Source organism: Streptomyces sp. ISL-12 (genome assembly GCF_018614415.1).
GTDB lineage: Bacteria > Actinomycetota > Actinomycetes > Streptomycetales > Streptomycetaceae > Streptomyces.
Genome location: NZ_JAGGOO010000086.1, coordinates 15,755 through 28,176, shown reverse-complemented (window position 1 = coordinate 28,176; position 12,422 = coordinate 15,755). Strand labels below are relative to the sequence as shown.

The 12,422-nt window shown below is 68.1% G+C and carries 2 protein-coding genes and 1 pseudogene; all 3 read left to right on the top strand.

Annotated elements, in window-relative coordinates; translation table 11 throughout:
• Nucleotides 1–118 precede the first annotated feature (118 nt).
• Nucleotides 119–580 (top strand): annotated as a pseudogene (gene rsgA / locus J7I94_RS23875) (GTPase RsgA); the annotation flags it as partial.
• A gap of 552 nt (nt 581–1,132) precedes the next feature.
• A complete protein-coding gene (locus J7I94_RS23870) occupies nt 1,133–5,449 on the top strand; it encodes a LamG domain-containing protein (protein WP_251075625.1) in 4,317 nt (1,438 codons plus the stop codon).
• 115 nt (nt 5,450–5,564) lie between these two features.
• Nucleotides 5,565–12,410: a polymorphic toxin-type HINT domain-containing protein gene (locus J7I94_RS23865; RefSeq protein WP_215169842.1), complete on the top strand. Its 6,846-nt coding sequence runs from the start codon at nt 5,565–5,567 to the stop codon at nt 12,408–12,410.
• The last annotated feature ends 12 nt before the right edge of the window (nt 12,411–12,422 follow it).

The window sequence follows — 12,422 nt, the reverse complement described above, 5'->3', positions numbered from 1 at the left end:
CGGGCGTTGCCCGCATCCGGAAGTTCGTCAAGTCCACCTCCGTGGCCGCCGGCTGACCTCACTTCTTCCCCGCGCTCGTGGGCGCGGTGCCGGGGCCACCCTTGTGAAGGGTCACCCCTTGTCTCTCTCCTCTTCTCTCGGTTCTTCCTCGCATCCACTCGTTCCGTACGGCTGGGACGCGGGCTGGGAGGCCGAGTTCGCCCCGTACGCCGAGCTGGGTCTCGTACCCGGCCGCGTCGTCCGGGTCGACCGCGGCCTCTGCGACGTCGTCACACCGGCCGGCCCGGTCCGTGCCGACACCGAGTTCGTCGTCCCCCGTGACCCGATGAAGGTCGTGTGCACGGGCGACTGGGCCGCCGTCGACCCCGACGGCAGCGACCCGCTGTACGTGCGGACCCTGCTGCCCCGCCGTACCGCCTTCGTCCGCTCCACCTCCTCCAAGCGGTCCGAGGGCCAGATCCTCGCGGCCAACGTCGACCACGCCGTCGTCGCCGTGTCGCTCGCCGCCGAACTGGACCTCGCCCGCGTCGAACGGTTCCTGGCGCTGGCCTGGGAGAGCGGCAGCAGCAAGGAAGCAGTGAGGCGGCGCGTTGGATCTGCTGGGCTTTTGTTTCTCACTCGCCGGTGAACGGCCAGAATCGGCGAGGGTAGGCGGCCAGCCGTTCAGCGTGATGCCCGGCGGGTCATCCGTACCGAGGGATCCGGTGCGTCGGACCGTTCCTGGGCCCGTCGGGACGGCAGTGGTGGGCCCCCTGCCCCGGGCCTCGGGGGCTGGACGTACGGTCTGCGCACGACTGATCGTTGTCATGGTGGACACTCAGTCCGCATCGCCGCATGTCTCCCTCCATATCCGTCGGGATGACCGGTATGTACCTGCTCGATGGAGGGTCACAAAGGGTCGGCGCATGATAACTGGAATGGATCGAGACTCGGGATGACTGTGAATGATCGCAAGATGAACGGCAGGTAAGAGGAGTTCATCGTTCCGGACCGTGTGCTTTCCCTTTCCGGCGCGAGACGCCCATAGCTTTTCTTCGCTCAGCAGTGATCTTGCGTCGAGGGTGGGGAGTGTCGACGGATGCGGTTCAGTGCCAGAAGACGCGGGAGAACGGGCAGAGGAGTGATCCTCGCCATGGGGGTTTCCCTGACGGCGGGGCTGCTTCACATGGGAGCGCTTCCCTCGTCTGCCGTAGCCGGTCCGCAGTCGGTCACCCGGGACGTACTGACCTCGGCAGAGGGCACCGATAGTTCGACGGCAGCCTCCGAGGACGAGGCGATCGCCGAGGCGGCGCGGACCGGCCAGAAGGTCGAGGTGGCCTCGTTACGCGGAGAGAGCAGTGAGGTCTGGGCCACTCCCGAGGGCGACCTGGAGGCGCGGGAGTACCTGCGCCCGGTGCGGACCCGAGTCGACGGCGAATGGCGGGCGATCGATACCGACCTGGCCGCGACCGACGGCGGCATGGTAGCCCCCGGGGCCGCCACGATTGGGCTCGGCTTCTCCGGCGGCGGAGAGGGGGACCCACTGGTGCGCGTGGAGCGAGCCGGTCGGACGCTGGAATTGGCCTGGCCCGGTGACGTACCCGCCCCCCAAATTGACGGGAGCATGGCAACATATTCGGACATTCTGCCGGACGTCGACCTGCGCCTCACCGCACTTGCCGACGGCTTCACACAACTGCTCGTGATCAAGTCGGCCGAAGCCGCCCGTAGCACGGAACTCGCCGCGCTGCGGCTGCGGCTCAGTGCGGACGGCATGGCGGTCGAGGAGACCGCCACCGGCGGCCTGCGGGCAGTCGACGAGGGCGCGGGCGGCACCGTCTTCGAGGCGTCGACCCCGGTGATGTGGGACTCCAGCACCGGCGGCCAAGCCGCAGAGAGCACCGACCCGGCGTCCGCAGACTCCCTGACCGCCTCTGCCCGGTCGGCGCTCCAGGCCGATACCCCCGCGGCCGGTGCTGAGGACCCGGCCGCCGGCGAGTCCGGCCGCCTGGAACAGGTCGGCGTGGACATCGCCGGGGACGGCACCGAGCTGATCCTCACCCCCGACCAGGACCTGCTGACCGGCACCGACACCGTCTACCCCGTCTACATCGACCCGCAGTGGTACTCGCCGAAGGCAACCTCCTGGACCATGGCGTCCAGGTACTGGGCGAGTTCCCCGCAGTGGAAGTTCAACGGCAACTCGGACGCGGGTCTTGGCTACTGTGGATGGGCCTACTGCGCGCCCTATGACGTGAAGCGGCTCTTCTACCAGATTCCGACCACCAAGTTCGCCGGACGCACCATCCTTTCCGCGGAGTTCGTCGTCCGGGAGACCTACGCGGCCTCTTGCGACAACCGCGAGGTGCAGATCTGGCGTACCAAGGGAATCAACTCCTCGACCACTTGGAACACGCAGGACGCCTCGGGATTCTGGGTCGACCACCTGCAGACCCGCAGCTTCGCCCACGGCTACGACGGCTGCGCCGCAGCCGACGCCGAGTTCGACGTCAAGGCCGCCGTGGCCCAGGCTGCGGCCAACAAGTGGTCGCAGATCACCTTCGGGCTGCGCGCCACCAGCGAGGACGACCGCTACACCTGGAAGCGCTTCTCCGACGACGCCTACCTGCGCGTGCGGTACAACCGCGCCCCCAACAAGATCAAGCTGTCACAGCTCACCATGAGCCCAGGCGGTCCATGCGTGGCCTCGGACAAGATGGTCCGCATCCGCTCCACGGCCACGGTTCGCGCCAACAACGTCACCGACCCCGACGGGGACACCGTCTCCGTGCAGTTCCAGGCGTCCTGGGATGCCGGTGACGGGGCCGGATGGAAGGCTCGTTACACCTCTTCCCGCACCACCACCAAGAAGAGTGGCTCGGACTTCTCCCTCGTACTCCCCAGTAGCATCCCCAAGAACAAGCACGTCGAATGGCACGCCCGCTCCTACGACGGAGCGCAGTGGTCGGCCTGGAGCTACACCGGCTCCCACGGCTGTCACTTCATGTACGACACGTCCGTCCCCGTCGGACCGGTGATCAACTCAGCCCAGTACGGGGAGTCCGATCCCGAGAATCCCGACGACCCCTGGTGGGACGGTGTCGGAAGGTACGGCACCTTCTCCGTGGACACCACGTCCACCGACGTCACCAAGTACTGGTTCGGCGTCAATGCGGCGCCCAGCAGCGCCAACACCCTCACCACCACGGGCGGCGGGCTCAAGACGATGCAGTTCATGCCGACCAAGCCCGGCGTCAACTTCGTCACCGCGCAGGCCTTCGACGCCGCCGGCAACGGCTCCGAACCCACCACCTACACCTTCCGCGTCCGCTCCGGCCAGCCCGACCGGCTCGCCTGGCAGATGGACGAGCAGGCCGGAGCGAGTGCCGTCGCCGGAGCGGGCGGCGCCTGGCCGGCCACGCTGCACGGCGCCACGCCGGGCGTCGCGGGCGTCTCCGGCAAGGCCCTCGGCTTCGACGGCGTCGACGACTGGGCCGCCAGCGACTCGCCCGTGCTCAACACCGGCAAGAGTTTCTCGGTGTCCGTGTGGGCCAAGCTCCCCGGCACCGACCCGGGCCGCCCGAGCACCGCCCTGTCCCAGCCCGGTCAGAACAACAGCGGGTTCGAGATCTACTACTCCTCCGCGCTGGGCGGCTGGGTGTTCCTGCGGCACTCGGACGACGCCGCCTCCGGCAGCACCTCCACCCGTGCCGTCCAGCCGGCCTGCGCCGCCGGCGACACCGCCTGCACCACTGCCCGGCTGGGCGACTGGACCAACCTCGTCGGGGTCTTCGACAACCCCAATCACCTGCTCAAGCTGTACGTGAACGGCAAGCTCGCCGGCACGGCCCCGTACACCGCCCCCTGGGACGCCCGGGGCGGAACCCTTCTGGGTTCGGGCCGGCATGGGGGCGAGCTGGTCGACTTCTTCCCGGGCTCCCTCGACGATGTCCGGCTCTTCGACTACCAGCTCACCGACGCCCAGGTGGCCAAGGTCGCCGACAAGCAGCAGGTCGACACGGGTCGGCCCGCCAAGCTGGTCTGGCCCCTGGACGAGGAGGCGAGCGCCACCGAGGTGACCGGCCGCGGCCAGGCGGCCGACGCGGTGCTGAAGGGCGGCGCCGTCACGGGGACCACCGGGGTGAGCGGCCGTGCCGTGACCTTCGACGGGGTCGACGATCACGCCACCACCGGCCGCCCCCTGCTGGACACCTTCCAGAGCTTCGCGGTGTCCACCTGGGTGCGGCTGCCGAAGGACAAGCCGGCCAGAGCCATGACTGCGGCGTCCCAACTCGGTTCCGTACGACGCAATTTCGAGCTGTACCACTCCTCCGCGCTGGGCGGCTGGGTATTCTCCCGGACCGACGCCGACTCCACGGACGGAACCATCGTCCGCGCCACCCAGACCGCCTGCCCCGCGGACACGAACTGCGCCGCAGGCCGGTTCGGCGAGTGGAACCACGTCGTGGGCGTCTACGACGCCGATGCCGGCAAACTCCTGCTCTACGTCAACGGCGTTCTGCAGGCCAGCACGGCCTACAGTGCCCGCTGGTCGTCCGAAGGCCCGCTCAGCATCGGCAGTGGCCTCGCCCCGGACGGCACAGTCGCCAGCCCACTCAAGGGCGACACCGACGACGTACGGCTGTACGACCGTGCCGTCTCCGGTGACGAGGTCCGGCAGTTGTTCAAGCAGCGTCCCCAGGTCGGCGCCCGCTGGAAGTTCGAGTCGGCCAACGGCACCCCGCCGGTCACCCCCGACGCTTCGGCGACGGCCGCCGGGATGACCCTCTATAACGGGGCCACCACAGGATCCGGCTGGGTGGACGGCGGTCTCACCCTGGACGGCGTCAACGACTACGCGGCCACCGCCACCGGCGTGCCCACGGTCGACACCAGCGCCAGCTTCAGTGTCAGTGCCTTTGTCCAGGCCGCGGCTCAGCCCACCGCGAACGTCACCCTGCTCAGCGCACCCGGCACCACCAAGAGCGCCCTCGCGGTCCGTTACGTGCCCGGCGCGACGACGGACGGGGATCCGGGACGCTGGCGCATCGAGACCGCTGACGCGGACAAGGCGGACGCCCTCACCACCCAGGTCGAGAACGGCCAGTTCTTCAGTGTCCAGGACTGGACCCACGTCGCGGTCGTCTACGACGGCTTCGCCCGTGAACTGCAGCTCTACATCAACGGCGAACTTCAGGACGTGGCCTGCGCGGACACCGACGAGAATGGTGAGCCGGACGCCTCCGGCTGCACGGACACCGACTCCTCCGCCGAGGACGTCGTGACGTTCAAGGCCGCGCAGAACCTTCAACTCGGCCGGGCCAAGACCGGCGCGAGCACCTGGGGCGAGTACTTCCCCGGCACCGTGTCCGACCTGTGGACCTTCCAGGGGGTCCTCACCCCCACCCAGATCAGCCACCTCGCCGTCGGCATGCCCGGCGTGGAGACCGCCGTACCCAGCGGCGACTGATCGGCACAGCCAAGGGGAAGGGGCGGCCGCCCCTTCCCCGGGCCCTTCGCTCCACTCCGCCATGTCCGGCTCACCGCTGCCCGCGGAGCACGCAACGGAAGGAAGACAGATCAGCATGAAGACCAGACCACGCACAAGAACGGGTCGGCCCTGGCGCCGGGTGGCCATGGCCACTGCGGCCACCCTGACCGCGGCTCTCTTACAGGCTTCGGGGGTGCCCGCCGTTGCCCAGGGCTGGCGCAGGCCCGCGCTGCCGCAGGCCGAGTCGCCGGTCGCCGGTGGCCCGGCGGACAAGTCGGTGCCCCGCAAGGTGACGAAGGGACCCCGTACACCCGCGAAGGCGCCCGCGATCAGCTGGCCGAAGGCGGCCGCGTCGGCGGTGACGCTGCGACGGGAGGCGCTCCGGGTCAAGGGGCTGCCGCTCACCGTGGACACACGGGTGAAGCGGTCCGCTGACGCGGCCTCCGGCACCTACACGGTCAGCACGTTGTCCCGCGCGGCGGCGCGGAAGACGGGCGTCGACGGGCCGGTCTTCACGCTGACGGCCCGTCAGGGCGGTACGCAGCGCGGCGGCAAGGTGCGAGCGGGCCTGGACTACTCCTCGTTCGCGAACCTGTACGGCGGTGGCTACGCGGACCGGCTGACCCTGGTGCGACTGCCGGCATGCGCGCTGACGACACCGCATAAGGCCCAGTGCCGTACGACTCAGCCCGTGGAGACCGTCAACGACGCCGAGAAGCAGACACTGACCACGGACTCCGTCACCCTCAGCGCGAGCACGGCGACCGTACTGGCGGTGACTGCTTCCGCCGACAGCGACAGGGGCGACTACAAGGCGACTTCCCTGTCCGCCTCGTCGACCTGGAACACGGATCTGAGCAGCGGCTCGTTCGCGTGGTCGTACGACATGGCGGTGCCGCAGGTGCCCGGCGGGCTGACGCCGCGGGTCGGGCTGTCGTACTCCTCCGGCGGTGTCGACGGCCGGACCGGGAACACCAATAACCAGGCTTCGTGGGTCGGGGACGGCTTCGACCTGGCGCCTGGTTTCATCGAGCGCAGTTACAAGGGGTGCGAGGAGGACGGTGCGACCAACGCGGACGGGAACAAGCCGGGCGATCTGTGCTGGGCGTACGACAACGCCACCCTGTCGCTGAACGGCTCGGGCGGGGAACTGGTGCCCGACGGTACCAACTCCTGGAAACTCCGGGACGACGACGGCACGAAGATCGACCGGATCTACGGCACCTCGTCCGACGTGCGGTCCAACGGCGCGCGCAATGACGAGTACTGGCGGGTGACGACCCCCGACGGTGCGCAGTACTTCTTCGGCTACAACCGGCTGCCGGGCTGGACGAGTGGCAACGAGACGACCGACTCGACGTGGACGGCGCCGGTCTTCGGCAACGACGCCGACGAACCGTGCAACGCCTCGACGTACGCGGCGTCCTGGTGCCAGCAGGGCTGGCGCTGGAACCTGGACTACGTCGTCGACCCGCACGGCAACGCGGTCGCGTACTACTACGACAAGGAGACCAACTCCTACGGTCGCAACCTCAAGGCTGCCGACGACACCCCGTATGTGCGCGGCGGCACCCTGGACCGCATCGAGTACGGGCTGAAGTCCACGGCCATGTACTCGACGAAGGCCCTGGCCAAGGTCGACTTCACCAACAGCGAGCGGTGCATCCCCGACAGCTCGACCACGTGCTCGTCCATTTCCACGGGTTCCCAGTACTGGTACGACACTCCGTGGGACCTGAATTGCGAAGCCGGCACCGACTGCGACAACGGCCGCCTCTCCCCGGTGTTCTTCACCCGCAAGCGGCTGACGAACGTCACCACCCAGGTGCTGGTGTCGGGTGCGTACAGCAACGTCGACGGCTGGAAGCTCACCCACCGGTGGGGCATGGCGGACACCGACTACCAGTTGCTGCTGGACTCCGTCGAACGCACCGGCTATGACGGCACCGCCTCGATCACCCTGCCGAAGGTCACCTTCGCCTACACCCAGCTCGCCAACCGGCTCGACAAGACCGGCGACGGTTACGCACCGTACATCAAGTCCCGGCTGTCCACCGTCGCGGACGAGTCGGGGGGCCAGATCGACGTCGGATACTCCGCGCCGGTGTGTGACGCCGCCGCGCTGCCCACGCCGGAGACGAACACCACCCGTTGCTTCCCGCAGTACATCGGCGGCAGCACGACCGACGACCCGGACCTGCAGTGGTTCAACAAGTACGTCGTCGACACGGTCACCTCGACCGACCGTACCGGCGGCGCGCCCGACCAGGTCACGATGTACGACTACCTGGACGGCGCGGCCTGGCACTACGACGACGACGACGGCATGACCAGGAAGAAGTCCAAGACCTGGTCGCAGTGGCGCGGTTACGGCCATGTCCGGGTGCGCACCGGCGGTCAGGGCGGTGCGTCGGCGATGAAGTCGCAGACCGACAGCTACTTCCTGCGCGGCATGGATGGCGACCGCAAGACGTCCTCGGGCGGCACCAAGAGCGTGTCGATCACCCTCGACCCGGGCGAAGGCGACCCGATCACCGACCACGAGTCGCAGACCGGCTTCGCGTACAAGACCGTCACCTACTCCGGCCCCGGCGGCAAGGTGCTCTCCAAGACGGTGAGCCGGCCCTGGTACAAGGAGACCGCGGCAAAGGTCCGCGACTGGGGCACCGTCACCGCCAACTTCACCGGCACCGCCTCCAGCAAGGTGTGGACCTCCCTGGACGACGGTGCCGGTGCCAAGTGGCGGACCACCTCGACGTCCTACACGCATGACTCCACCACCGGCCTGGTCACCCGGACCGAGGACCTGGGTGACACGACGACCTCGGCCGACGACCAGTGCACCCGCACCACCTACGTCTCCGGCAGCGTCCCCGTGCATGCTCCTGCCCGGGTCGAGACGGTGGCCAAGGCGTGCGACGCCGCCACCAACCGCCCGGCCGACGTCATGTCCGACGTACGCACCGCCTACGACGGCGGTGCCTACGGCGCCGCGGCGACGAAGGGCGACGCCACCAGGACCGCCAAACTCAAGACGTACAGCGGCTCCAGCGCGGTGTATCTGGAGTCGACCTCCGCCTACGACGGCTATGGACGGGCGCTGAGCACCACCGACCTGACCGCGGACGTCACGGTCACCGCCGCCGGCACGCTCACCAGGAGCGCCCGCAACGACGGACGAACCACGACCACCGTGTACTCCCCGACCACGGGCTTCCCGACGAGCAGTACGGTGACCACCCCGCCCGCCACGGTGGGGGACAGCACCACCGCGCAGACGTCGACCACCACGTACGACACGCTGCGCGGACAGCCGCTCGCCGAGACCGACACCAACGGCAAGGCCACCACCTACGCCTACGACGCGCTGGGCCGCAACACCAAGGTATGGCTGGCCGACCGGACCACCAGCCAGATCCCGACCTACGAGTTCACCTACACCATCACCGACGGCAAACCGATCGCCGTGGGGACGAAGACCATCGGCAACTCGGGCACGCAGGACACCTCGTACGCCTTCTACGACGGCTTCCTGCGAGCCCGCCAGACGCAGGACCCAGGCCCGAACGGCGGAACACTGCTGGCTGACGTCTTCTACGATGAACGCGGCCTGACCGCGCAAGAGTTCGCCACCTACTACTCCGACACCACCGCCCCCTCCACCACCCTCTTCGAGCCCAAGAACGCGCTCAGTGTGGAGACTCAGAACCGTTACACCCACGACGGCCTGGGCCGGATGACCGAACTGAGGCAGATCGCCGGCAACGGTGACGGCGGGACGGTCCTCGGTGTTACGAAGACCATCTATGGCGGCGACCGCACCACGGTCATCCCGCCGGTGGGTGGCACCGCGCAGACCACCGTAACCGACGCCCGCGGCCGCACCACCGAGCTGCGCCTGCTGCACTCCCGTGACGCCGACGCCGACTACGACACCACGTTGTACGGCTACAGCCCCCGCGGTGAACAGACCAAGGTCACCGACCCGGCCGGCAACGTCTGGACCTGGACGTACGACCTGATGGGCCGGCTCACCGACACCACCGACCCCGACAAGGGCGCCGACCACAACGAGTACGACGACCGTTCCCTGCTGACCAGCAGCAAGGACGCCCGCGGTACGGTCCTCGCCCATGCCTACGACGGCCTGGGCCGTAAGACAGAGCTGCGGGACACTTCGACCGGCACACTGCGTGCGAAGTGGGTCTACGACACGATCAGCGGCGCCAAGGGGCAACTCGCGTCCAGCTCCCGCTACGACGGTGCCCAGGAGTACAAGACGAGCGTCGTCGCCTACGACCGGCTGTACCGGCCACTGCGGACCTCCGTGACGATCCCGTCGGCCGAAGGCGCACTGCAGGGCACGTACCTGTCGGCGACCACCTACAACGCCTCGGGCACCGTGCAGGGCGTCGGCTACCCCAAGGCCGGTGACCTGGCGGCCGGCACCGTTGCCTACACCTACGAGGACGGCACACTGCGGCCCGTCAAGGTCAGCGGCCCGCAGAACCTGACCGCCACGACGGCCTACAGCTACGTCGGCAAGCCGTTGCAATACTCCATGGCCGCGAACGGCGGCAAGCTCACGCTGGAGACCAATACCTACCAGTGGGGCACCCAGCGGCTGGCCACCTCACGGGTGGACCGCCAGGACGTCTCGGGCGTCGACCAATACAACACCTACTCCTACGACGAGGCGGGCAACGTCCTGTCCGTCTCGGACACCTCCCGCACCGGCACCGACAACCAGTGCTTCAGCTATGACTATCTCGGCCGGCTGACGCAGGCCTGGGCGCAGTCGACGACCGGCTGTGCGACCACCCCGACCACCACCGCGCTGGGCGGCCCGGCCCCGTACTGGTCCTCCTACACCTACGACGTGGTCGGCAACCGGCTCAGCGAGACCCGGCACGCCACTGCTGCCGGTGACTCGGACACCGAGCGCAGCTACCACTACCCGGATCCGGGAGCGGTCCGGCCGCACACCCTGAGCTCGGTGGACACCACCACCGGGACGGTCAAGTCCACTGACAGCTTCACCTATGACGACGGCGGCAACACCCGCACCCGGCAGCTGGGCGACGGCACCTCCCAGACCCTGGACTGGGATGCCGAAGGCCATCTCGCCAAGGTCACCCAGCCGGTGGAGGGCGGCAGCGACCAGGTCACCGAGTACCTGTACGACGCAGAGGGCAACCGTCTGATCGGCCGCACCCCGACGGAGACCACGCTGTATCTGGGGGCCACGGAGATCACACTGGCGAAGGGTGCCACGACAGCCAAGGGCACCCGCTACCTTGATGTTGGCGGCGGCCACCAGGCCGTCCAGGCCAACGACGGAACCATCTCCTTCACCCTGGCCGACCACCACGGCACCGCCCAGCTCTCCGTCAACGCGACCACCCAGGCGATCACCCAGCGCCGCACCCTGCCGTTCGGCGAACCGCGCGGCACCGAGCCGACCACCTGGACCGGCACCAAGGGCTTCGTCGGCGGTACCACCGACACCACCACCGGCCTGACCCACCTCGGGGCGCGCGAATACGACCCGGCAACTGGCCGTTTCCTGTCGGTCGATCCCGTCTTCACCGGCGACGACCCGCAGCAGATGCACGGCTACACCTATGCCAAGAACAACCCCCTCACGCACAGCGACCCCTCCGGGCTGTGCGCAGGCCCCGACTGCCCGACCCGCAACTGCCCCTCCTGCCTCAACCACACCCCAGGCGACAAAGCCGGTGCCGACGCGTCGAGGCGCGATTACGCCGGCTCTGGCAGCACTCCCACCAACACATCCGCCCACGTGCGGACTGCGGAGAAGGACTGGGTGGCAGCGAACACTCCGGTGACGCAGGACATCGACAAGCTGGCCGACCAGTACTGGTCTCCCCGCATGAACGGGGAGGCCACGGACGACTTCTGGTACAACCCGGTCTACGAGTCGTCCAAGGAGGGCTCCGCCTGCTTCGGCCGCGAGGGCTGCCGTCAGGCCTACCTCTACGTTCTGCACGGAGGCAAGGACGTCGACAAGGCCAAGGAGATCGCGGCCACCTACTGCGTGTACCACGCTGAGGAATGCAACGAGAAGGCAGCAGCCGTCGCCCGAGGAAACTCCATCCGCGACGCCATCTCGACCGCGCTGATGGGCTACCTGGGCTGGAGAGCAGGCAGCACCGCAACTTCCTGCAACAGCTTCGTCCCCGGCACCGAAGTCCTCATGGCCGACGGCAGCACCAAGCCCATCGAGGATGTGAAGACCGGAGACAAGGTCCTGGCCACGGACCCGAAGACCGGCCGCACCACCCTCAAGACGGTCACCGCCGAGATCACCGGCCAGGGCCTGAAGAACCTGGTCAAGATCACCCTGTCCATCAAGGTCGAAGGTAAAACGCTGACAGCTTCGGTCACCGCCACCGACGGCCACCCGTTCTGGGTCCCTGAACTCGGCGCATGGATCGACGCCACCAACCTGGTCGCCGGCGAACAGCTCAGCACATCCACCCGCGCCGCGGCCCGAATCACCAAGATCCGACGCTGGACCCAGCAGGCTTCCGTCCACAACCTCACCGTCGCCGACATTCACACGTACTATGTGCTGGCGGGTGAGACGCCGGTCCTCGTGCATAATTCGAATGGGGCCTGCGGCACAAACCTGACACGAGGTGAAAAGGTTGCTGCCGCTACGGGTGTCGATGATCTGTCGCCAGCGTTGCGAAAGAGCCTCACCGGCTTCATGAAGAAGAGTCCAGGGAATGCCGAAATTCCGCAGATCGTTCGCCTCCCCGAAGGCGGTGCGGAATTCTACTACAAGGTCCCCGGAAGGGTTCCCGGGTCGTACGCGATGTATCGGAAGCGAGTAGATCCTGAAGGAGTCACGGAGTTGGCTTACAAGACGACCTTCCTTCCTGATGGCAGCATTGCCCACATCAAGTTCAAGTGAGGGTGAGGTCTA